The 22,222-nt window shown below is 72.1% G+C and carries 23 protein-coding genes; 11 read left to right on the forward strand and 12 right to left on the reverse strand.

Translation table 11 applies throughout. The features are described from left to right. Window positions 1-3: 3 nt before the first annotated feature. The 6 genes from ACFYV5_RS29590 to ACFYV5_RS29615 are packed head-to-tail and all read right to left on the reverse strand — an operon-like array spanning window position 4 to window position 7,904. On the reverse strand, window positions 4-1,137 hold the full coding sequence (locus ACFYV5_RS29590; RefSeq protein ID WP_389173388.1) for a glycosyltransferase: 1,134 nt from the start codon (window positions 1,135-1,137) through the stop codon (window positions 4-6). Further along, window positions 1,134-1,838: a polysaccharide deacetylase family protein gene (locus ACFYV5_RS29595; RefSeq protein WP_389173390.1), complete on the reverse strand. Its 705-nt coding sequence runs from the start codon at window positions 1,836-1,838 to the stop codon at window positions 1,134-1,136. Before ACFYV5_RS29595 ends, ACFYV5_RS29590 begins: the two co-directional genes overlap by 4 nt. Beyond that, a complete protein-coding gene (murJ, locus tag ACFYV5_RS29600; RefSeq protein WP_389173392.1) occupies window positions 1,807-3,960 on the reverse strand; it encodes a murein biosynthesis integral membrane protein MurJ in 2,154 nt (717 codons plus the stop codon). Before murJ ends, ACFYV5_RS29595 begins: the two co-directional genes overlap by 32 nt. Beyond that, window positions 3,953-5,287 carry an O-antigen ligase family protein gene (locus ACFYV5_RS29605; protein ID WP_389173394.1) on the reverse strand — a complete coding sequence of 445 codons (1,335 nt, stop codon included), beginning with the start codon at window positions 5,285-5,287 and terminating at the stop codon, window positions 3,953-3,955. The genes murJ and ACFYV5_RS29605 overlap by 8 nt, the downstream gene beginning before the upstream one ends. A gap of 2 nt (window positions 5,288-5,289) precedes the next feature. Beyond that, window positions 5,290-6,726, reverse strand: a complete 1,437-nt coding sequence (locus ACFYV5_RS29610) for a sugar transferase (RefSeq protein WP_389173396.1) — start codon at window positions 6,724-6,726, stop codon at window positions 5,290-5,292. Beyond that, window positions 6,723-7,904: a glycosyltransferase gene (locus ACFYV5_RS29615; protein WP_389173398.1), complete on the reverse strand. Its 1,182-nt coding sequence runs from the start codon at window positions 7,902-7,904 to the stop codon at window positions 6,723-6,725. The genes ACFYV5_RS29610 and ACFYV5_RS29615 overlap by 4 nt, the downstream gene beginning before the upstream one ends. Before the next feature lie 632 nt (window positions 7,905-8,536). On the opposite strand from ACFYV5_RS29615, the gene ACFYV5_RS29620 reads away from it, so the two are divergent. The 6 genes from ACFYV5_RS29620 (at window position 8,537) to ACFYV5_RS29645 (ending at window position 12,620) form a co-directional block, all read left to right on the forward strand. Further along, window positions 8,537-8,776 (forward strand): chaplin, encoded by a 240-nt coding sequence (locus ACFYV5_RS29620; protein WP_389173400.1) that lies wholly within the window; start codon window positions 8,537-8,539, stop codon window positions 8,774-8,776. Between the two features lie 259 nt (window positions 8,777-9,035). Further along, window positions 9,036-9,488, forward strand: a complete 453-nt coding sequence (locus ACFYV5_RS29625; protein WP_389173402.1) for a hypothetical protein — start codon at window positions 9,036-9,038, stop codon at window positions 9,486-9,488. Between the two features lie 247 nt (window positions 9,489-9,735). Beyond that, on the forward strand, window positions 9,736-9,999 hold the full coding sequence (locus ACFYV5_RS29630; RefSeq protein ID WP_389173404.1) for a hypothetical protein: 264 nt from the start codon (window positions 9,736-9,738) through the stop codon (window positions 9,997-9,999). A 430-nt stretch (window positions 10,000-10,429) separates the two neighbouring features. After that, window positions 10,430-11,368 (forward strand): hypothetical protein, encoded by a 939-nt coding sequence (locus ACFYV5_RS29635; protein WP_389173406.1) that lies wholly within the window; start codon window positions 10,430-10,432, stop codon window positions 11,366-11,368. A 201-nt stretch (window positions 11,369-11,569) separates the two neighbouring features. Next, window positions 11,570-12,046: a hypothetical protein gene (locus tag ACFYV5_RS29640; RefSeq protein WP_355105603.1), complete on the forward strand. Its 477-nt coding sequence runs from the start codon at window positions 11,570-11,572 to the stop codon at window positions 12,044-12,046. Window positions 12,047-12,338: 292 nt separating this feature from the next. Then, window positions 12,339-12,620: a chaplin gene (locus ACFYV5_RS29645; protein WP_389173408.1), complete on the forward strand. Its 282-nt coding sequence runs from the start codon at window positions 12,339-12,341 to the stop codon at window positions 12,618-12,620. A gap of 63 nt (window positions 12,621-12,683) precedes the next feature. On the opposite strand, the gene ACFYV5_RS29650 is transcribed toward ACFYV5_RS29645, so the two are convergent. Both ACFYV5_RS29650 and ACFYV5_RS29655 read right to left on the reverse strand, forming a co-directional pair. Then, window positions 12,684-13,550: a tyrosinase family protein gene (locus tag ACFYV5_RS29650; protein WP_355105607.1), complete on the reverse strand. Its 867-nt coding sequence runs from the start codon at window positions 13,548-13,550 to the stop codon at window positions 12,684-12,686. After that, complete coding sequence (locus ACFYV5_RS29655; RefSeq protein WP_389173411.1) at window positions 13,534-13,938, reverse strand: tyrosinase family oxidase copper chaperone; 405 nt, start codon at window positions 13,936-13,938, stop codon at window positions 13,534-13,536. Before ACFYV5_RS29655 ends, ACFYV5_RS29650 begins: the two co-directional genes overlap by 17 nt. A 150-nt stretch (window positions 13,939-14,088) precedes the next feature. Between ACFYV5_RS29655 and ACFYV5_RS29660 the strand changes: the two genes are divergently transcribed. The 3 genes from ACFYV5_RS29660 to ACFYV5_RS29670 are packed head-to-tail and all read left to right on the forward strand — an operon-like array spanning window position 14,089 to window position 16,300. Continuing rightward, window positions 14,089-14,625, forward strand: coding sequence for a DUF5949 family protein (locus ACFYV5_RS29660; protein ID WP_355105611.1), 537 nt, complete (start codon window positions 14,089-14,091; stop codon window positions 14,623-14,625). Window positions 14,626-14,643: 18 nt separating this feature from the next. Continuing rightward, entirely contained in the window at window positions 14,644-15,288 is a 645-nt protein-coding gene (locus ACFYV5_RS29665; RefSeq protein WP_355105613.1) for a vitamin K epoxide reductase family protein, read from the forward strand. Between the two features lies 1 nt (window position 15,289). Next, entirely contained in the window at window positions 15,290-16,300 is a 1,011-nt protein-coding gene (locus tag ACFYV5_RS29670) for a glycoside hydrolase family 26 protein (RefSeq protein ID WP_389173414.1), read from the forward strand. On the opposite strand, the gene ACFYV5_RS29675 is transcribed toward ACFYV5_RS29670, so the two are convergent. Then, on the reverse strand, window positions 16,266-16,913 hold the full coding sequence (locus ACFYV5_RS29675; protein WP_355105618.1) for a TetR family transcriptional regulator: 648 nt from the start codon (window positions 16,911-16,913) through the stop codon (window positions 16,266-16,268). The two genes, ACFYV5_RS29670 and ACFYV5_RS29675, sit on opposite strands and share 35 nt — an antisense overlap. Window positions 16,914-16,930: 17 nt before the next feature. Then, window positions 16,931-17,605 (reverse strand): hemolysin III family protein, encoded by a 675-nt coding sequence (locus ACFYV5_RS29680; protein ID WP_355105620.1) that lies wholly within the window; start codon window positions 17,603-17,605, stop codon window positions 16,931-16,933. Between the two features lie 206 nt (window positions 17,606-17,811). On the opposite strand from ACFYV5_RS29680, the gene ACFYV5_RS29685 reads away from it, so the two are divergent. Beyond that, window positions 17,812-19,647 (forward strand): phosphoenolpyruvate carboxykinase (GTP), encoded by a 1,836-nt coding sequence (locus tag ACFYV5_RS29685; protein ID WP_355105622.1) that lies wholly within the window; start codon window positions 17,812-17,814, stop codon window positions 19,645-19,647. A 224-nt stretch (window positions 19,648-19,871) separates the two neighbouring features. On the opposite strand, the gene ACFYV5_RS29690 is transcribed toward ACFYV5_RS29685, so the two are convergent. Next, entirely contained in the window at window positions 19,872-20,264 is a 393-nt protein-coding gene (locus tag ACFYV5_RS29690) for a hypothetical protein (RefSeq protein ID WP_355105624.1), read from the reverse strand. 84 nt (window positions 20,265-20,348) lie between these two features. After that, window positions 20,349-21,560, reverse strand: a complete 1,212-nt coding sequence (locus tag ACFYV5_RS29695; protein WP_389173418.1) for a pyridoxal phosphate-dependent aminotransferase — start codon at window positions 21,558-21,560, stop codon at window positions 20,349-20,351. Window positions 21,561-21,726: 166 nt separating this feature from the next. Between ACFYV5_RS29695 and ACFYV5_RS29700 the strand changes: the two genes are divergently transcribed. Then, a complete protein-coding gene (locus ACFYV5_RS29700) occupies window positions 21,727-22,218 on the forward strand; it encodes a hypothetical protein (RefSeq protein ID WP_389173420.1) in 492 nt (163 codons plus the stop codon). Window positions 22,219-22,222: the final 4 nt, after the last annotated feature.

Below are 22,222 nucleotides of genomic sequence, written 5' to 3' on the forward strand. Positions count from 1 at the left end.
GTCTCACTTCGTGAGGAGAGGGGCGCCGTGGACGGCCTGTTCGTAGAGGGACATCAACTGCCGCGCGCTCTGCGCGATGTCGTAGCGGCGCGCGGCCTCGGGCTGGGGCAGCCGGGCGAGGCGGGCGTCCCGGATGCCGCGCAACGCCGAGATCAGTTCGGGTACGGACGCGCCGATCCGACGCGCCCCCGGGGCCGCGTCGGGCGGCAGGTCGTCGATCGCCGGGCACGCCACGTACAGCACCGGAAGTCCGGCGGCCAGCGCCTCGACGACCGCGAGACCGAAGGACTCGTCGGGGGAGGTGGAGACGAACACGTCCATCGCCGCGAGGAGCGACGGCAGGCCGGGGCCCGCGGACGTCACGGACGGCGGGTCCTCGCAGGCGCCCGCGAGGAGCACCCGCCCGCCCGCCCCGCACTCCCGCGCCGTGGCGAGCAGCCGCTCGCGCTCCTCGCCCTCCCCGACCAGGAGCAGCCGCGCCTCCGGCACCGACGCCACCGCGCGGACGAGCCGGTCGAAGCGCTTCCCGGGCGCGAGCCGCCCCACACCGCCGACGACGAACGCGTCCGGTGGCAGACCGAGCACCTTCCTCGTCATCCGCCGGGCGTCCTCGTCGTGGCCGAAGCGTTCCCGCTCGATGCCGTTCGGGACGACATGGATACGGGAGGGGGCCACGCCCCACTTCTCCAGGCGGCGGGCGACGCTGGGCGAGACGGCGACCGTCGACGTACCGAGCCGCTCGGTGGCCCGGTACAGGGCGCGGGTGCCCGCCGAGAGCGGCCGGCCCTCGATCTGGGTGTCGCCCAGGGAGTGCTCGGTGGCGAGCACGGCCCGTACCCCCGCGAGACGGGCGGCGATCCTGCCGTACACGCAGGCCCGGTACAGATGGGTGTGGACGAGGTCGTACCGGCCCCTGCGGACGATCCCCGCGAGCCGGGGGAGCGCGCCCAGATCCCGGTTGCCCGTCATCCCCAGATGCACGACCGGCACGCCGTCGGACGCGAGGCCGCGGGCGACGGCGCCCGGGTTGGTGAGCGTGACGACCTCGCTCCGTACGGGCAGATGGCGCAGCAGCAGCCGGAGTTGCTGCTCCGCGCCGCCGATGCCGAGGCCGGTGATGATGTGCAGGACCTTCACGAGAACTCCTGGACGAGGTTGCTCGGCCGGCGGCGGCGCAGCGGGTGCAGGACCCGCTTGGCGGTGAGGCGCCAAGGGGTGTCCTGCTCGTCGATGTGGACACGGGGCAGCGCGTGCGCACAGGTCAGCGGCCCGGGGTCGATCGCGCAGCCGTAGCGGTAACCCGCGTCCCGTACCGCCGCGACCACGCGGTCGTCGACGTGCCCGTACGGGTAGCAGAAGCCGTCCACCCGCGCGCCGGTGATCTCCTCCAGGAGGTCGCGGCTGCCCCGCGTCTCCTCGGAGAGGGTCCCGTCGTCGACGGTGGGCAGCGAGACGTGCCGCAGTCCGTGCGAACCGATCTCCATGCCGGCCTCCGCCACGCGCAGGATGCCGTCCTCCGTCAGCAGGGCCTTGCGCGGGCCGTCGCCGTCCCAGGCGTTCTCGCCGCCGATGCGGCCGGGCAGCACGTAGACGGTGGCGGTGAAGTCGTGGCGGCGCAGCAGCGGGAGCGCCGAGTCGACGAAGTCGGCGTACCCGTCGTCGAAGGTGAGGCCGACGAGCCCCTTTTCCCGGCCGGCGGCGGTCGCGGCGAGCAGCTCCCGCACGGACACACCGCGCAGCCCCCGGTCGTTCAGCCAGTGCAGCTGCCGGGCGAAGCGGACGGGGGAGACCGTCACCCGGTACGGATCATCCGTGGTGTCGGCGATCGAGTGGTACATCACCACCCACGGGGGCGGCTTCGGCAGCAGTCGACGAATCGAGGCGGCGCGGGGCGCCGTGGCAACGGGCATGGGCGAGCCTTCGTGATGCGGTGCGGGTGAGGGGTGGGATGTCCGGCGCACGGGAGGCGCAGGCGAGGAAGACCAGGAAGACGGAGCCGGAGACGAGGGCGGCGACGGCGAGGGAGAGGAACGCGGGGCCGACCCACAGCGAGCAGAGCCAGCCGGCTCCGGTGGCCCAGGCGGCGGCGGTGGCCAGCCGCAGGAGCCCTTCCCCGAGGTAGCGGATGCGGACAGGGATGGCCTGGCGACGGGCACCGAGCAGCAGCATCACGGCGGTCACGGTGATGCCGAGGGCGTTGGCGGCGGCGATGCCGACGGTGCCCCACAGCCCGGCGCCGAAGACTCCGGCGACGGCCGTCACGGCGAGGCCGGCGGCCATCGCGGCGGCCGGGTACCAGAGGGGGTGGGCGGCGGAGAAGTAGCAGCGGACCAGCGTGCCGACCGTCGTCTGGCCGAGCAGGCCGAGGGCGTAGACCCGCATCACGGCAGCGGTCGCGGCGGTGTCGTCCGCGTCGAAGGCGCCGCGCTGGAAGAGGAGTTCGACGATCTGCGGGGCGGCGGCGATCACGACCGAGGTGCCGAAGAGGACGACGACGGCGGCCAGGAGCAGATCCCGCTCGACGCGGTGGCGGGCGCCGTCCTTGTCGCCCGCGGCCATGGCACGGGCGACGACGGGGAAGCTGACCGTGCACAGCATCAGGGAGAGGATCATCGGCATCTGCGCGACCTTCTGCGCGTAGTTCAGATGCGAGATGGCGCCGGAGGGCAGGGGCGAGGCGAGGAAGCGCTCGATGAGGATCTGGGACTGACGGGAGACCGCGAAGACGATGACGGGGGCGATCAGTCCCAGGACGAGCAGGCGCCCGTCGTTCCTCCCGGCCGGCCCGTGGCCCTTCGGTACGGGACGGGCACGCAACTCCCGGATCAGATACGGCGCCTGGACCGCCACCATCAGCGCGCCGCCGACGGCGACCCCGATGGCGGCGGCCCGTACGCCGAAGGGTTCGCGCAGCACGACGATCGTGCCGATGATCCCGACGTTGTACGCGACGTAGATGGCGGCCGGCGGGAGGAAGGAGCCGTGGGCGCGCAGAGCGGCGGAGCAGTAGCCGGCGAGTGCGAAGGTCAGCACACAGGTCGCGGTCAGCCGGGTGCAGTCGATGGCGAGCCGAGGGTCCGGGAGGCCCGGGGCGAGCGCGCCGACGAGGGCCGGCGCGGCGAGGACGAGGAGCCCGGCGACGGCGCTCATGGCGAGCGCGAGCCGGGGCAGCGTGGAGCGGACGAGCGTACGGACGGGGTCCCCGAACGGGCTGCTCGTGCGGCGCGCGAGGGCGCGGCTGAACGCGGGCACGAGGATCAGCGCCATCGCGTCCTCGATGAGCAGCGTCGAGGCGAACTCGGGCACGGTCCAGGCGACCAGGAACGCGTCGGTCTCGGCCCCCGCGCCGAAGAAGTGCGCCAGGATCTGGTCCCGTACGAGTCCGAGCACGGCCCCGGCCGCCGTGAGCCCGGCGGTCACGGCGGCGGCCCGCGCGAGGAACCCGCCCGGGGCGGTGCGCCCCCGCGCGCGCCGCGCGTGCGCCCCGCGCGGGGGCTTGGACCCGTCGAACCGGTCCCCGGCCGGGGGCGCGGGCGGGGGCGCGGGGTCCGGGCGGTGGGCGGTCAGAGGCCGACGCGCCCGGGCTGCTGGGGCGGGCGGAGCCCCCGGCGCCGGGCACGCCGTTCCGGCCCAGCGCCAGCCGCCTCCGGCGTAGGTGGCACGGGCGGCCGAGCCCGAGCCCGCGCCCGAGTTGCCCGCGCTTGAGGCCGAGCCCGCGCCCGCGCCGCAGGTGGAGGCCGAGCCCGCGCCCGAGGCCGACGCCGAGTGCGCGCCCGACGCCGAGTGCGCGCCCGACGTCGACGTCGACGTCGTCGCGTGATCGGTCACGGACCACGGGTCCGAGTGCGCGCCCGGCTCCCCCTCGTGGTCACCCGCCCCCGCGTCGGACTCCTGGCCGAGGTTCTCCGAAGGCCGTGCACGGTCCGTGGACTCCGCCTCCCCGCCCCAGGGGTCACGCACGCTTCACCTCCGCGAGCGACCACCACGCCGCGAGGCCGAACACCACCGACAGCAGGACCGTCGAGGGCCCGCCGATGTCCGCGTAGAGGAAGTCGACGAGCTGCCACGACAGCAACCCGATCGCGACCAGCGCACAGTCCCCGCCCCCCGCGCCCCGCGCTTCCCGCGCGCGCCGCCGCAACGCCGCCACCAGCAGCGCGACCCAGCTGCCCGCGACCGTGAGGAGCCCCACCAGGCCCTGCTCGCTGAGCACCAGCAGGTACATGTTGTGCGGGGACAGCAGCGGCTGGCGCTGGAAGGCGGCGCCCGCACCCGCCGTGTCGCTGCCGGAGGACAGCGCGAGCGAGGCGTTCGCGTCGCGGTACTGCGGGAACCCCTTCAGACCCACCCCGGTCAGCGGCTCCGAGCGCCACATCCGCCCGGCCGCGGCCCACATCGTGTACCGGTCCGTCACCGACTGGTCGGGCGCCGCCGCCACCTGCGTGATGCTGCCGGCCCGCTCCTTCACCATCGCCGAACCGACGCCGAGCCCTCCGACCAGGACCACCGCGAGCGCGCCCACCACGAGCGCCACCCGCGCCGCCCGACGCGGCCCCGAGAGCACCAGCTGGATGGCGCAGGCGAGCACCGTCGCGATCCACGCCCCCCGGCTGAACGAGAGCACCAACGGCAGGAACAGCAGGCCCGCACAGACCAGAGCCGCCGTACGCACCCGCCCGCGCCCGCTGCCCAGCGCGATCCCGGTGACGACGACGAGGCCGTACGAGACGACCGTCGCCATCCCCATCACATCGGTCGGCCCGAACGTCCCCACCGCCCGGACGTCCTCGCCCATGTACGACGCGCCCGTCCCCGTCAGGTACTGCGTGACCCCGACCGCGCCCTGCAGCAGCGCCAGACCCACCAGCGCCCACGCGACCACGGCGAAGTCCCGCCGGTCACGGACCATCAGCACCACGGCCGCCGGGACGAGCACGAAGACCTGGACGTAGCGGGCCACGCCCGGCAGGCTCGCCGCCGGGTCGTTCGAGGTGATCGCCGCCAGGCAGATCCCCAGGACCGGCAGCCCGAGGACGACGGCCGCCGCCCGGGTCAACGGCCGGGCGCCGCTGCGCAGCACCCGCACCAGAGAGATCAGCACGAGCAGGCCCGAGGCCGCGTCCGCGAGCGTCCCCGTCCCCCCGGTGCCCCCCTCGGCGCCACCGATGGCCGGGACGAGCAGCAGCGCGATCACCGCCAGGACCGGCGACAGGGACCAGGCCCTGCGGGCCCAGTCCCGTACCTCCCACCGCTCCGCCGCCGCCGGCACCGTCACGGCCGTCGCCATCATCAACTCCCCGCCGGTCGGACCAGGCCGGCCGCGGTCCGCAGCAGGATGCGAACGTCCTGCCACAGCGACCAGTGATCGATGTAGTGGTTGTCGAAGCGGCAGCGGTCCTCGATGGAGGTGTCGCCGCGCAACCCGTGCACCTGCGCCAGGCCGGTCAGCCCGACCGGCATCCGGTGGCGGTCCGCGTAACCGGCGTGGATCCGGCTGAACTGGGCGACGAAGTACGGCCGTTCGGGCCGGGGCCCGACCAGGCTCATGTCCCCCCGCAGCACGTTCCACAGCTGCGGCAGCTCGTCCAGCGAACTGCGCCGCAGGAAGCTGCCGACCGTGCTCATCCGCCGGTCGTGGGCGACGCTCCACCGGGTCGCCGACTCCGTCTCGTCGGCCGGACGCAGCGTACGGAACTTCAGCAGGGTGAACAGCCTCCCGTGCTGCCCCACCCGCTCCTGGCGGAAGAGCACCCCGGGCCCGTCGGAGAGCCGTACCGCCAGCGCGCACAGCAGCAGCACGGGCAGGGCCAGGGCCAGCGCGGGACCGGCAAGCACCACGTCGAGCACACGCTTCGCGGTCAGCCCGCGCCGCTCGGCCAGGGGGACAAGACGACGGCAGCCGTAGCCCCACAGGTGGTCGCCCATCGGCCCGTCGTGCGGCTCGCCGCCCACCCGCCAGGTGGTGCAGCCGTAGTGCTGGAAGAGCGTCACCAGGCTGCTGTCCTCGGTGAGGAACACCGCGTCGCGCACGGTGTTCTGGATGACCGCCCGGTGGATCTCCTCGGCCGAGGAGAGGACCGGAAGGCCGGGCTCCCCGTCCGGCCGCGAGCCGACGATCCCCACCGGCCTGATGCCGTACTCCGGATGCTGCGCCACCGCCGCGGCGAACCGGCGCGCGGCAGTGGGCGAGCCCACGACCAACGCCGACCGTGGATGCGCCCGCGCCTCGCGGCGCCTGCGCGCGTGCACGACCCCGCGGCCCACGCACACGGCGACGAGATGGGTGGCGTACGCGGAACAGAGCGCGCCCGGACCGATCGCCAGGGCGGGGGAGTACGCGGCGACGACGGCCGCCCCGGCGCACCAGGCGACCGCGGCACGGGCGGCGAGCGCGGGGAGCTCGTCCAGTACGGAGGGGAGGGGACCAGGCCGGTGGAGCCCCGCGTATCCGTTGAGCAGGAGCACGCACCCGGCGACCAGCAGGAGCAGCCGGAGGTCGCGGTGCGGCTCGGGCAGCAGCGCGGCGGCGAGCAGCACGGCGAGGCCGTCGGCCGCGATCAGCGCGACGGCGGCCGTACGCGGCGGAGCGGGCCGGCGCGGCGGCAGCGCCAGCCGGTCCGGCGCGCCGCGCGGCGGTGCGAGGGAGGTGAGGCCGGGCGCGTGCCCCTGGCCCGCCGGGGGCCAGGGGCCCGGTGAGGAAGGGACGCTGGTGCTTTCCGTGGTCACGGCGAAATCGGCTCTCTGTGCTCGGTGCACCGCACTCCGGCCAGCTCGCGGTACACGTCCGCGACGGCCGCGCCGGTGCGCCGCACATCGAATCTGCTGAGTACGTGTTCGTGGGCCTGGTGGCCCAGGGATCGCCGCAGCTCCGGCTCGCCGAGAAGGCGGGCGACGGCGGCGGCGAGCGCGGCCGGGTCCTCGGGCGGGACCAGGCACAGGGGTGCGTGGCCGGGCGGCAGGCTCTCGCGCGCCCCGTCCACATCGCTGACCACGACCGGCCGGCCGCTCGCCATGGCCTCCAGCGGCGCGAGCGCCATGCCCTCCCACCGGGAGGGCAGCACGACGAGATCGGCCGCCCGGTACCAGGGCGCGGTGTCGTCGACGGCCCCGGCGAACCGCACCGAGGGCGGCGCCGCCGCCCGCAGCCGCTCGCGGTCCGGCCCGTCGCCGACCAGGACCAGCCGGGCCGTCGGGATCTCGGCGAGGACGGCGGGCCAGGCGGTGAGCAGCACGTCCTGCCCCTTCTGCCGGCAGAGCCGCCCGACGCAGACGACGAGGGGCCCGTCGCCGCCGGAGCCGTCGGCCGCACCGGGCGCCGACGGATGTGCTGTCTCACCGGTCGTCGGTTCGGTCGCGAACCGCGCCACGTCCACGCCGTTGTGGATGACCGACCAGGCCGCCCGGACGCCCGCCTCCTCGCCGGTGCGGCGTTCGGCGTCGCTGACGCAGATGACCCGGTGCGTCCAGCGCGCCGCCCGGCGCTCCCAGAGGCCGGCCAGCGCGGCGACCGTCCCGTCGACCGCCTCGAAGGACCAGGCGTGCGGCTGATACACCGTCGGGATCCGCCCCCGCAGAGCGAGTCGGGCGCACAGCCCCGCCTTGGCGCTGTGCGCGTGGACCAGCGCGGGGCGGAGCGTACGGATCAGCCGCGCGAGGTCGCGGGTCTCCCGGACCAGGCGCGGGTCCGGGTCACGGCCCGCCCGCCACACGGACAGCCCGGCGCCCTCGGCCCGGACGGCCGTGGCGAGCGGAGTGTCCGGAGGACAGGCGACCTCGACCCGCAGCCCGGCGGCGAGCTGGGCGCGGACCAGGTCGGTGACGACCCGGGCGACACCCCCGTCGCCGGGCTGGACCGCGTGCAGCACGGTGAGGGAAGGGGAGTCCGACTCCCGTGGGGACAGCACGTCAGCGCCGGACGTCCGCCCGGCGGAAACACGTCCCGAGCCGGTCGAAGACGTCGGAGTCGTACCCCAGGGGGTCGTTCGCCGAATGGGCGGAACCGGAGATCAGCCCCTCGGGAATTGTGGTCTCGAAGATTTCGGCGCCGTCCGCCGTGGCCGGCCGTGCCGCCGACGGAGCCGTACACGACGGGGCGCACGACAGACCGCGGCGCACAGCAAGAACCGCTGAATTCCGCATACAGGTTCTCCGCTTTGATGAGAGAAGGAAGGGAAGACCCGTGAAGACCGGGGGAGAGGAAGGAGTCGGCCGTACGAAATGAGTGAACGCGCGGCGGGACGGGAAGCAACGTTCGGGACCGTTACCGTTATAACCCTGACGCGGGGCGATAGTAAGCATTAGATGCTCGCGAACGCTAACTCCCGTATCGGCTCGGCAGGTTCCTCGTTGAGCGTGTTGCGCCATTCCCGGCCCGCTCGCTCGAATGGCCCTCCTATGGCCCAAAGATCGGTTGAACGTCACCCGTTCGGGAGAGCAACCGATGTAATACGGAGGCGTTGTTGAGGGAGCGTGGCGAAACCGTCCGCGCCGACCGTCTGATTCGACCGGTCCGAACACAATCGAGGAGTGCTTCTCCATGTCCCGTATCGCGAAGGCTGTAGTCCTGTCCGTGGGCGTCGCCGCGTCCGTCGCGGGTGCCACCGGCGTCGCCGCTGCCGACACGCACGCCGAGGGCGCGGCCGTGGCCTCCCCGGGCTTCGTGTCCGGCAACGTCGTCCAGGTTCCGATCCACGTGCCGATCAACTTCTGCGGCAACACCGTCAACGTCTTCGGCGCCCTGAACCCGGCCTTCGGCAACACCTGCATCAACGCCTGATCTCGCACGCCGGATCGTGGTCCTTCCGAGGCCGGCGCGCCGCCCCTTCCGGGGTGCGGCGCGCCGGCCTTCCGCTCGTTCGGACGCACCCTCGTGCGCCGTTCGGTGCAACGGCGTACGCCCCTCGGAGGACCAGGTCAGCGTGTCGGATTCACTCGAACGGACGGGTGGCGCTCAGTAGTTCTCCCGTTGCGGAGCGCTATACCCGCAGGCACGGTGGGCGGAGTAGTTGTCCGACGCATACGGAAAAGGAACACTCATGCGTCCCCTGGCTTCACGCCGCCTCACCGCCCTGGCGATATCCGCCGTCATCAGCCTCGGTACGGCGGGACCCGCCTTCGCCGACGAATCCACCCCGGCCCGCGCGTCCGCCGTGTCCGCCGTGTCCGCACAGGCCATCACCGCCGCGGAGGCGGATGCGTTCAAGGCGAAGATCGACGCGGCGGTCGCCGCCGCGAAGACCGCCGCCTCGGCTTCGCTCCCGGAGGCCCCGGCCGTCGACGGGAGGGCCGCGCCCGCCGACCTCGTGTCCGACCTCCTCGCCACCATCGAGAAGGTGGTCGCCGATCTGCTGGCGGCGGTCTCCGGCGACGCGACCGGTCTCGTCCCGCAGGTCTCCGCGACCCTGACCTCATTGCTCGACCAGGTCCTGGGCGCCGCGCCCGAGGCGCCGGCCGAGCTGCCCGTGAGTCCGGCACCGCCCGTCCGGTAGCCGCGCCCTCACGAACCGCGCCGCGCCGCCCGGCTGACCGCCGGGCGGCGCGGCGTACGTGTATCCGATCGTCACATATGACCGGGTCTCATCAATCGGGTGCAGTGCCGAGAAATCCTTCCTCCCGGAGTTTCCGGGGGGCGGGCCTCTCGTTACAGAAAGCAGAACGGTGTGCGGGAATTATCCAAGAGGCCTGCACAGCAAGCGACTTGCTTGCGAACGAAGCCATAGAGGAAGGACTCGTTTCATGAAGCCCACCAAGGTTGCCGCGGTCGTCGCCGGATCTGTGATGGCTCTGGGTGCCGCCGCGCCCGCCATGGCCGCCGAGTCGATGACCCCCACCAGCCTGAGCGGTGGTCTCGGGGCGCTCTCGGGCGACGGTCTGAAGACGGACACGCTGAGCAGCACCACGGACGGTTCCGTCGTCAAGACCGTGGGGGACGCCGCGGGCAAGCTGAACAAGACGACCCAGAAGGCGCCGCTGATCGGCGGCCTCCCGGTCGGCGGCTGACGGTCACTCAGCAGTACCGCCTCATCGCGCGTTTCTCCCGCGCGGACGACCGCGACACGCGGTCTCGACCCCCCTGGATCGCCCCCTCGCTCCGCCGGCAGGCGGACGCTCCCCGTCGGCACGGGGCCGCCACCCATGGTGATCGGCCGATTGAATGATTTTCTGTTCGGCTGCCGTGTGGTCCCCGCTTCCCGCAGTTTGCCGCTCCTTACGCTCTCGCCAACCCATCACGGAAGGTTGGCCCATGGAGAGACCGAGGACGGCAGCGCGCGACCGCGCGCCGCGGCCTGCGGCGCATCTGCCCGGTGTTCCTGAGCCTTCCGTTCCGTAACCAGTCCGTCAGCGACTGACGCACTGAGTGCGCGGACAGGCCGGTCGGAGCGAGGGGGGTCCCCCGCCGGTCTCTCCCTTTCTCCAGAGGAAGAGCGGTATGCGATCCATCATGAGCCGGAAGCTGTTCACCGCCGCGGCCGCGACGGGCATCCTGTCGCTGACCGGAGGCTTCGCCGTGGCCGCGAACTCCCCGGGCGGTACCGGTGATTCCCCCGGGCCCGGCACTGGTCACCACCTTCAGGTCCCGCTTCCCGCGAATCCGTGCGAGGACCCCGCGAAACTCGACGACATCACTGCCGACGTGGTGGATGACGTCTGCGCCCCGACCGACGACGAGCCTGACGGCTACGGCGAGGGCGACACCCCGGACGACGAGAACCCCAAGCCGCCGGGAGAGAACCCTGATCACCCGGGGACCCCTGATCACCCGGGGACTCCCGATCACCCGGGCACGCCCGATCACCCGGGGACTCCCGATCACCCGGGCACGCCCGATCACCCGGGGACTCCCGATCACCCGGGCACGCCCGATCACCCGGGCACCCCGAAGCCGCCCTCCACGCCGCCGACGAAGCCGGACGAGCCCACGACTCCGACGACCCCGCCGCCGTCTCCGGGTGGGCCGGGTGGGTGTGAGAAGCCCGAGCCGGGTGAGGAGCCGGAGCCGGGCTGTGAGGAGCCGACGACTCCCACCACGCCGCCGTCCACGCCCTCCACGCCGCCGACGAAGCCCGACGAGCCCACGACTCCGACGACCCCGCCGCCGTCTCCGGGCGGGCCGGGTGGGTGTGAGAAGCCCGAGCCGGGTGAGGAGCCGGAGCCGGGTTGCGAGGAGCCGACGACCCCCACCACGCCTCCCAGCACCCCGACCAAGCCGCCGGCGACCCCGGACAAGCCCGAACTCCCCGACACCGGAAGCGACCCCGCGCTCATGGGTGCCGCCGCCGTCAGCGCCGCTCTTCTCGTCGGCGGAACGGTCATGTATCTCCGGGCCGGACGCCTCGTGCGCGCCGGACGCCCGGAACGCCGACACTGACGCACCGTACTGACGTAGCGTCAACCGAGGCCCTCGCCGTCACCGGTGAGGGCCTCCGGCGTTGCTGCAGACAGGCGAATTTCGCGACGTTATCTCCGGCGGGCTCGTTCTCAGAGAGCAGCACCACAGCACCGTCGTCACCTGCTCTGAAGGGCGTACGCAGTCATGAATCTGCGATCTCAAGCCGGCATGGGAATCCTCATGACCGCTCTCGCCTCCGCGGCCATGGCCGCCCCCGCGGCCGCCGCCGAGGCACCGGTGATCGTTCCGCTCCAGGGTCTGGAGCCGGCGATCCCGATGGACGCCCCCTCGGTGGCCACCGGGGTCCCGCTGCCCGTGCCCGGGGGGCCCACCGGCTTCCACGAGGGACGGGCCGGCGGACTGCCGGACGCCACCCTGCCGCGCGTGCCGGTCGCCAGCACCCTCCCGGAGACCCTCGTCGCAGCCCCGCTGCCCGAGGTCATCGACGGCAGCACGCTCGGAACGGCCCTGCTCACCACCCCCCGCTCGCCCCTGAAGGCGACCACCCCCGGCGCCATCGTCGGCACCCCCGTCGCCGCGCCGGGCGGCAACCGGTACGGACTGCCGGAAGTCGTCGAGCCGCAGGTCGGCCTCCTCACCCCCGCGGTGAGCGGAGCGCTGGACTCCCAGATGGGTCTGGCGCAGCCGACGGCCTGAGGCGGTCTTTTGTACGACCGATGACCCGGCGGGTGAAGACACGATTCTTCCCCGCCACCCGAGGGGTCGTTGCTCGTTACAACAGAAGGCTTGTCGCATGGCCGTGGCCCGCAGATCCAGGGGTTCGCTCCGTCGTATCCGACGGCGGGTGGCCCCATGGTCTGCGGGCCTCCCCCACGTCATTTTTCATCCCGTCCGGCCTAAAGGCCGTGACCCCCGCGCCATTTCGGCGTTGAACGGAATCGACGGCCGTGATTCTCGCGGTCGCCTTTCCACGTCCAAGGAGTTCTTGATGTCTCGCATCGCGAAGGCTGCCGCTGTCCTCGCCGGCACGGGTGCCGTTGCCCTCAGCGGAGCCGGCATGGCCGTCGCCGACTCGGGCGCCCAGGCTGCCGCCGCCGCCTCCCCCGGTATCGTTTCCGGCAACGTCGTTCAGGTCCCGATCCACATCCCGCTCAACGTCTGCGGCAACACCGTGGACGTCGTCGGCCTGATCAACCCGGCGTTCGGCAACACCTGCGTGAACACCGACGGCAAGGGCGACGACCACCGCGACGGTGGTTACGGCGGCTGATCACCTCAGCGTCGAGCGGCCCCCCGGTCCACCGGCCGGGGGGCCGCTTCCCTGTGCGTACCCCTACGCGTAGCGGTAGATCGCGCTGTGGTCGAGCATCTCGGCCGGGGTGACGCCCCACGGGCCCATCTTCTGGTCGCGGGCCGCGATCCGGCGGTACTGCGAGTCACCCAGCTCCGGTGGCCGGACAGGCAGATAGCCGGCCTGCGGGTTGCGCTGCTGCCAGCGCGACCAGAGCAGATCGACGAAGGAGTGGTGGAGCCAGAACACCGGATCGTTGACGGAGGCTCCGCCGAGCATCAGACCGCCGACCCAGCGGTGCACCCGGTTGTGGATACGGAAGCGGTCGTTGCCCCGGCCCGGGGCCCAGCCCTCCAGCCGGTTGCGGAATCCCGAGCCGCTCGTGGAGTTCCAGGGCGCCACGTCGTACACCGTCTCCCGCATCACCTCGTCCAGCTGTGCCTTCGTCGGCAGCGTGATCGGGTCCCGGGGGCGGCCGAAGTCCCTGGTCAGGAAGCGGCCCTCGGTCATGCCGTGGTTCACCGTCCAGCGTCCGCCCCCGTAGGCGAACGGGCCGGTCACCACCTGGAGGTCGCTGCGGCGCCCGTTGCCGCCCATGAAGTCGTCGCTCCACAGCGACGCCGCGGGGGTGTTGTCCCGGGTCCAGTCCCAGTACGGCACGGTGACCGTCGGGTCGATGCGGCGCAGCTCCCGCTCGAACTCCAGCAGGAACTTGCGATGCCAGGGCAGAAAGCTGGGCGTCATGTGGGCGACCCGGAGACGCGTGTCCCCGTCGGCGACGTAGTAGTCGATGTGCGTACGGACGAAGTCGTCGTACTTCCCGACGCGCTTGAGCTCGAGGACCGCGGCGACGAACTTCTTCCGCTCGGCGCTCGTCAGATCGCGCTGGTTCTTACGTGTGTACGCCACGCGGGCTCCCTCCCGAAGGGACACCGTGGGCGGCGGCGAAGCGGGTCAGTGGCGCGGAACCCAGCTCGTCCACGGCCGCGCGGGTGGCCGCCAGGGGTGTCGGATAGGTCTGGTAGTGATCGATGGGCGTGAGGTAGCCGCCGTCCGCGCAGCGCATCAGGTGCAGCGGCCTGCCGTCGACAAGGACCTCCGGCACCCCGGCCGGGGTGGTACGGGCCTGGATGCGGCGCCCCCCGTACATCTCGTCGAAGAGATCGGCGGAGCGGTCGTCCGCGGCGACGGGCCGCGCGGAGGGTGTGGCGGCGATACGGGCCAGCGCAACGCCCGTGAAGGCGGCGACGGCCACGGTGAAGAGGGACCGCAGTGCGACGCGGCGCGGGACGATCATGAGCGATCTCCTGGTGGTCGACAAATGCCCTCTGGGCACAACGAGGGAAACGCGGCTTCGTTGCGGAGGAAATGCCAGCCGGGTGAATACCGGCCGATCGAGTGAATTCGGCGCGGGACGGCGGGCATCCGACCACTAGCATCCGGACCCATGACTTCTTCCAATGTGGTTTCCGAGGCGCGCCCCGTCTCTCCGGATGTGGTTGCCGGGGCGCGCAGCATCTCTCCGCTGGGGACCCTCGCGGCCGTCTTCTGGACCACCGGCCCCACCGATGACAAGCCCGCCGCGCCGTATCTGATGGTGTATTCACTCGGCAACGGCAGCGACGGTCGCGAGGCCGGTGAAGAAGCGATGCGCGCCGCCGTGGAGGGCATGGGCCTGACCGTCGGCGGGCCGGTGGTCGACGCGTCCGAGGACTCCCGGGTCGACGCCCACCTCCTCGTCGAGGCTCAGCAGGCGGTCCTCACCCTGCCGTTCCTGAAGGTCCAGTGCTCGGTACCGGCGGAGTGGGACGCGGCCGCCAGGGAGCTCGGACACGCCTACCTGATCTGCTCCGTCCGCCCGTGGTCCGAGGTCCCGCCCGGCGGGACGGTGTCCGAGGAGCAGCTGCGGTCCTTCTTCGCCGGCGAGGATCCCCTGGCGGCCGCGGGACACGTCGTGCTGCCCGTCCGGCGGCTGCAGGGCTGAGCGGGAGGGGGCGGCGTCATGGCGACGGTCGACGTACGGGGCGGGGTGCCGGGGCAGCGGCAGGAGGAATCCCGGGAGGACACCGGGACGATCGGTGCGAGCCGGGCCCTCGGTCTGCTGCTGATGATCACCGGGGCGGCCGGGGTGCTGGCCGCCTGGGTCATCACCATCGACAAGTTCAAGCTGCTCGAGGACCCGAACTTCCAGCCGGGCTGCAGCCTCAACCCGATCGTGTCCTGCGGCAACATCATGAAGAGCGAGCAGGCGGCGGTGTTCGGCTTCCCGAACCCGATGCTCGGTCTCGTGACGTACGGGATGGTCGTCGCCATCGGCGCCGGGCTCCTCGCGGGAGCCCGCTACCGCCGCTGGTACTGGCTCGGGCTGAACGCGGGGATGCTGTTCGGCGTCGGGTTCTGCACCTGGCTGATGCACCAGTCGCTGTACGAGATCAACTCGCTCTGCCTCTGGTGCAGCCTGGCCTGGGCCGCCACGATCGTCATGTTCTGGTACGTGACCTCGCACAACGTCCGTACGGGCGTGCTGCCGGCGCCCGCCGCCGTGAAGGGGTTCCTCGAGGACTTCACCTTCGCGCTGCCCGTCCTGCACATCGGGATCATCGGGATGCTGATCCTGACCCGATGGTGGGACTTCTGGACCAGCTGACGTGACCCTCCTCTCCTGGCCGCGGGCCGCACTGATCGTGCTGCTCGCGGCCGTTCTCGCGTTCGTCCTGCCCTACGACCGGATCGCACCGGGCTCCCGGCACCGCGCGGAGCCGGTCGCGCCCGCCCCGGCGCCGCTGACCGTGCCCTCCGGCTTCTTCACCGGCTCCGACGAGAGCGGGGTGCGGCGCATCGCCGAGGTGCAGCGCTGGCTCGGCGGCGCGTCGCTGACCGTCGGGCACACCTATCTCCCCGGCGACCGCTGGTCCAACATCGAGGGCCATCCGGCGCTCTTCGAGCCGTGGGCGCGGTGGAAGGAGGAGCGGCCGGGGCGGCTCTTCGTCCTGAACGTGCCCCTGCTCGACCGCAGCGAGGAGGGGCTGCCGGACGCCGAGGTCCGGGCCGGGCTGCGGCGCGGGGCGGCGGGGGCGTACGACGGTCACTTCCGCACCCTGGGGGAGCGGCTGGTCGAGCACCGGCTCGCCGACGCCGTGCTCGTGCTGGGCTGGGAGATGAACGGCACCACCTACAGCCACCGCTGCGGTCCGGACCCCGAGAGCTGGAAGGCGTACTGGCGGCGGGTCGTGGGCGTGCTGCGCGCGGTGCCCGGGCAGCGGTTCCGCCTCGACTTCACCGCGAGCCGGGGGCGGGACGCGGTGGAGTGGCCGCGCTGCTACCCGGGCGACGCGTACGTCGACATCATCGGGCTCGACGCCTACGACCAGCCCAAGGGGCTCTCCTTCGACGAGCAGGTCACGGAGGACTTCGGGCTCGCGCACCACGTGCGGTTCGCGGCCGCGCACGGCAAGCCCGTCTCGTACCCGGAATGGGGACTCTTCCGCAACGGGGACAATCCGGTGTACGTACGGGGGATGCTCGACTGGTTCGCGCGGCACCGGCCGGTGTACCAGACGTTCACGGACTACTGCCCGCACGGGGTGTGGGCGTGCGCCGACAATCCCGAGTCGGGCCAGGTCGTCAGGGGAGCGCTCGGAGCGCCAGGCCGCCCTTGAGGGTGTCGACGGTCCGGTGGAGCAGGCGGTTCAGCTCCTGCGGACGCTGCCCGTGCTCGGCCCAGTAGACGGTCGCCTCGCGCAGCGCGCCGAGAGCGGCCGCGCAGAAGACCCGTACCTCCAGGTCGTCGGCGTCCCGGCCGGTCCGGTCGGCGACCGCACCGGCCAGGCGCTGCGCCGTCTCGGCGGTGGTCTCGGTCAGCCGGGCGCGTACGGCGGGGATGTCGACCAGGAGCCGGGCGCGCGTCAGGCTCTCCCGGGAGCCGTCCGTCAGGGCCGCCGACACCGCCTCGCTCACGACGGCGCGCAGCGACTCCAGCGGATCCTCGTCGACCGGGCGGGCCCGCAGGCGCGCCTCCCAGAGGTCGTCGTCGTCGCCGCTGAGGAGGATGTCCTCCTTGACCGGGAAGTAGCGGCCGACGGTGCTGGGGGAGACCTCGGCCGCCGCCGCGATCTGCTCGGTCGTCGTCGACTCCCACGGCTGCTCGTCGAGGAGCTGGTACGCGGCCCGGCGGATCGCGGCACGGGTCTTGATCTTCTTGCGTTCCCGGAGGCTGAGCGGTGCTGGGGGTCCCCCGACGCCTCCGGGCGTAGGGGCGGAGTCGGCGGCCATGGCCGTCATTGTGCGGGTCACGAGTGCTGGTAGGCCACCAGCGAGATGCCGACGTAATGGACGATGAAGGCCGCCAGGGTCAGCGAGTGGAAGACCTCGTGGAAGCCGAACCAGCGCGGGGACGGGTTCGGCCGCTTCAGGCCGTAGATGATCCCGCCCGCGCTGTAGAGCAGTCCGCCGACGATGACGAGGACGAGGACGGCGACGCCGCCGGCCCGCATGAAGTCGGGCAGGAAGAAGACGGCGGCCCAGCCCATCGCGATGTAGCAGGGCGTGTACAGCCAGCGCGGGGCGCCGACCCAGAAGACCCGGAAGGCGATACCGGCCGCGGCGGCGACCCAGACCGCCCACATGAGCGGCCGCCCGGTGGAATCGGGGAGGAGGAGCAGCGTGAGCGGGGTATAGGTGCCCGCGATGATCAGAAAGATGTTGGCGTGGTCCAGGCGCCGCAGGACGGCCTCGCCGCGCGGTCCCCAGGTGCCGCGGTGGTACAGGGCGCTGATGCCGAAGAGCAGACAGGCGGTGAGGACGTAGATGCCACAGGCGATCCGGGCCCGCGGCGATCCCGCGAGCGCGACCAGAACCACACCCGCGACGATCACGGCGGGGAACATCCCGGCGTGCAGCCAGCCTCTGAGCCGGGGCTTCACGAACTCTTCGATCTCGGTGACCGACGGCATGGCTGAAGTCATGGGTCGATGCTACCTACGCCCCCGTAGGCCACGGAAAGGAGTGGCGATGCTCACGTGGGCGGCCCTCTGGACATATGGGCACATGCGTCGGATGATCAAATGAGTGCGGTCGGCACCGGATGAGCGCGAGCGTCTCCACACGAGAAGCATCCGGGTCGCAGCCCCCAAGGGGCCTACATCTAAAAACCCCTCATCAAGGAGCAATCGTGGCGCGCGACAACGCGGCTCCCACCACCCTTCCCACCCAGCACCAGGAGCTGATCTCCTGGGTGAACGAGATCGCTGCGATCACGCAGCCGGACGCCGTGGTCTGGTGCGACGGATCCGAGGCGGAGTACGAGCGCCTCTGCGAGGAGCTCGTCGCCAAGGGCACCTTCAAGAAGCTCGACCCGACCCTGCGACCGAACTCGTACTACGCCGCCTCCGACCCGTCCGACGTCGCGCGCGTCGAGGACCGGACCTTCATCTGCTCCGAGAAGGAGGAGGACGCGGGCCCGACCAACCACTGGAAGGCGCCGGCGGAGATGAAGGAGCTCTTCGCTGGTGAGAAGGGCATCTTCCGGGGTTCGATGCGTGGCCGCACCATGTACGTCGTGCCCTTCTGCATGGGCCCGGTCGGCTCGCCGCTCTCCGCGATCGGCGTCGAGATCACCGACTCCGCGTACGTCGCCGTCTCCATGCGCACCATGACCCGCATGGGACAGGCCGTCCTCGACGAGCTCGGCACCGACGGCTTCTTCGTCAAGGCCGTCCACACGCTGGGCGCGCCCCTGGACGAGGGCCAGGAGGACGTGCCGTGGCCCTGCAACACCACCAAGTACATCTCGCACTTCCCCGAGACCCGTGAGATCTGGTCGTACGGCTCCGGCTACGGCGGCAACGCCCTGCTCGGCAAGAAGTGCTACGCCCTGCGCATCGCGTCGGTCATGGCGCGCGACGAGGGCTGGCTCGCCGAGCACATGCTGATCCTCAAGCTCACCCCGCCGCAGGGCGAGTCGAAGTACGTCGCCGCCGCGTTCCCGTCCGCCTGTGGCAAGACCAACCTGGCCATGCTGGAGCCCACGATCTCCGGCTGGACGGTCGAGACCATCGGTGACGACATCGCGTGGATGCGCTTCGGCGAGGACGGCCGGCTGTACGCGATCAACCCCGAGGCCGGCTTCTTCGGCGTCGCGCCCGGCACCGGCGAGCACACCAACGCCAACGCCATGAAGACCCTGTGGGGCAACGCCGTCTTCACCAACGTCGCGCTGACCGACGACGGCGACGTCTGGTGGGAGGGCATGACCGAAGAGGCGCCCAAGCACCTCACGGACTGGAAGGGCAACGACTGGACCCCGGAGTCCGAGACCCCGGCGGCCCACCCCAACGCCCGCTTCACCGTCCCCGCCTCGCAGTGCCCGATCATCGCGCCGGAGTGGGAGGACCCGAAGGGCGTGCCGATCTCGGCGATCCTCTTCGGCGGCCGCCGCGCCTCCGCCGTGCCGCTGGTGACCGAGTCCTTCGACTGGAACCACGGCGTCTTCCTCGGCGCGAACGTCGCCTCCGAGAAGACCGCCGCCGCCGAGGGCAAGGTCGGCGAGCTGCGCCGCGACCCCTTCGCCATGCTGCCGTTCTGCGGCTACAACATGGGCGACTACATGGCGCACTGGGTCAAGGTCGGTGGTGTCGCCGCGGCAAAGGGTGACCAGGCCAAGCTGCCGAAGATCTACTACGTGAACTGGTTCCGCAAGAACGACGCGGGCAAGTTCGTCTGGCCCGGCTTCGGCGAGAACAGCCGCGTCCTGAAGTGGATCGTGGAGCGCCTGGAGGGCAAGGCCGAGGGCGTCGAGACCCCGATCGGCATCCTGCCGACCGTCGAGTCCCTCGACACCGAGGGCCTGGACCTGCCGGCGGAGGACCTGGAGTTCCTGCTCAAGGTCGACCGCGAGGTCTGGCGCGAGGAGGCCGCCCTGGTCCCCGAGCACCTCAACACCTTCGGTGACCACACGCCGAAGGAGCTGTGGGACGAGTACCGCGCGCTGGTCGAGCGCCTGGGCTGATCCCGCACCGCGGACTCGTGACGGGTCGCCCCGAACACCGCCCTGACCAGTGGGGTCACGAACGGCTCGTCACGATGCACACCGGCCCCCCGAAGCCCCCTCACGGCTTCGGGGGCCGGTGTCTTTCTGTACGCCCCTCCAGATACGCGTCTGGGTGTGCACGGGCCGTCGCTGGGTGGGTGGCACCCGGTCCGCGCGGCTGTGCGGCGCGTGGACCGGGGCCGTCAGGGGGCGCTGACCAGCTCGGGTGAGGCCAGTGCCGCGGTGTGCGCGTCCATGCGCTCGGCGGCGAGGATCGCGACGGCCGTGTCGGCCCGGGAGGCGGCGACGACCAGGGCGCGGCCCGCGAGGGCATGGGCGCGGCGGTGCAGCGACGCGGCGTCCGAGCCGCTCAGCCCCGCGTGACGGGCCGGCGGCGCGCCGCGCAGCCGTGCCACCTGCCGGGCGATGAGCTCGCCGGCCGCCGTGTCGCCCAGCTCGTCCGTGACGGCGAGCAGCGCGGCGAGGTGTCCGGCGAGCTGGATGTCCAGCTCCTCCTCGCGGGAGCGGTGCGGGTACGCGTTCCGGTCGTCGTCGGCCATCCGGTGGACCGACTTGGTGCGGATCGGTTCGTACATGGGACGGCCTCCTGCGGTAGCTCTGGAGCCATCCTAGCTTAGATTCAATCTAAAGTTGAGCTGCGTCCTGAGTCGGGTTGCCGCCTACGGCTGGCTGTAGCCGTCCAGGAAGCGTCCGATCCGGGTCACCGCGTCCGCGAGGTCCATGGCGTTGGGCAGCGTGACGATCCGGAAGTGGTCCGGCTCGTGCCAGTTGAAGCCGGTGCCGTGCACCACCATGATCTTCTCGGCCCGCAGCAGGTCGAGGACCATCTGCCGGTCGTCCTTGATCTTGTAGACGTTCGGATCGAGCCGCGGGAAGAGATAGAGGGCGCCCTTCGGCTTCACACAGGTCACGCCGGGGATCTGCGTGAGCAGCTCGTACGCCGTGTCGCGCTGCTCGAGGAGACGCCCGCCGGGCAGGACCAGGTCCTCGATCGACTGCCGGCCCTGCAGGGCGGCGGCCACCGCGTGCTGCGCGGGCATGTTGGCGCACAGCCGCATGTTGGCGAGGATCGTCAGCCCCTCGATGTAGGAGGTGGCGTGCGACTTGGGGCCGCAGACCGCCAGCCAGCCGGAGCGGAAACCCGCCACCCGGTAGTTCTTGCTCATCCCGTTGAAGGCGAGGACCAGCAGATCCGGGGCGATCGCGGCCGTGGGGGTGTGCGTGGTGCCGTCGTAGAGGATCTTGTCGTAGATCTCGTCGGAGCAGACGACCAGGTTGTGGCGGCGGGCGATCTCGGTGAGGGAACGGAGCATCTCGTCGTCGTAGACGGCGCCCGTGGGATTGTTCGGGTTGATGATCACGATCGCCTTGGTGCGATCGGTGATCTTCCGCTCGATGTCGGCGAGATCCGGCATCCAGTCCGCCTGCTCGTCGCAGCGGTAATGCACGGCCGTACCGCCCGCGAGGGAGACCGAGGCGGTCCACAGCGGGTAGTCCGGGGCGGGGACGAGGACCTCGTCGCCGTCGTCGAGCAGGGCCTGCATCGACATCTGGATCAGCTCGGAGACGCCGTTGCCGAGGTAGATGTCCTCGACGGAGAGCGGGATGCCCTTGGTCTCGTAATGGCTCATCACGGCGCGGCGGGCGGAGAGCAGGCCCTTCGCGTCCCCGTAGCCATGGGCGCCGGCGAGGTTGCGCAGGACGTCCTCGAGGATCGCCGGCGGGCACTCGAAGCCGAAGGCGGCCGGGTTTCCGGTGTTGAGCTTGAGGATGCGATGACCCGCAGCTTCCAGCCGCATCGCCTCTTCGAGCACCGGGCCCCGGATTTCGTAACAGACGTTGGCGAGCTTCGTGGACTGGATCACCTGCATGTCGAGAGCTTACGGCGGGTGGGAGCGGGGCGCCTCGTGTTTTGGGACACGTCGGGCGGAACGGGGACGCTCAGGGACGCTCGGGAAGGGGCGGGGAAGCTCGGGTTTACGTCCGGAATGTGACGTGGCTCGCTCCGCGGAACCCTGCTGCCTAGAATTCGCCGCCATGAGCGAAGAGGACCACCGCGCCGCGGGCGCCCCGGGGCGCCGCCGCCGTCATGCGTCGGCGCGGCGGGGCGCGGGCGCGCGCTGGGTGCTCGCCGGTGGCGGTGTCGTGGGGCTCGGGCTCCTGGCCGCGGTCGTGGCCGGGGCCTTCCGCGCCGGTGACGCCGGCGGATCCTCCTCGGAGGACGACGGCCATCCGGGTCTGCCCGCGCTCATCCAGGCCGATCCGCCGGGTGAGGGCGAGGCTGCTGAGAAGGCGGAGAGCACCGGGGCGCCGAGGCCGAGCGCTTCGGCCGGTACCGCTTCGGCGACGGCGTCCGCCGGGCCGAGCGCCGCGACCCCGTCGGGGCCCACGACCGCCGTGCGCACCGCCGAGGCCGACGGCGAGGCCGACGGCTCAGGTGACGGCACGGACGGTGGCTCCGTCGACGGCTCCGGCGACAAGCCCGGGAAGTCCGGCTCGGCCCCGGGAGCCTCGAAGCGCCCCAGGTAGGTTG

Source organism: Streptomyces sp. NPDC003035, from assembly GCF_042888285.1.
Lineage (GTDB): Bacteria > Actinomycetota > Actinomycetes > Streptomycetales > Streptomycetaceae > Streptomyces.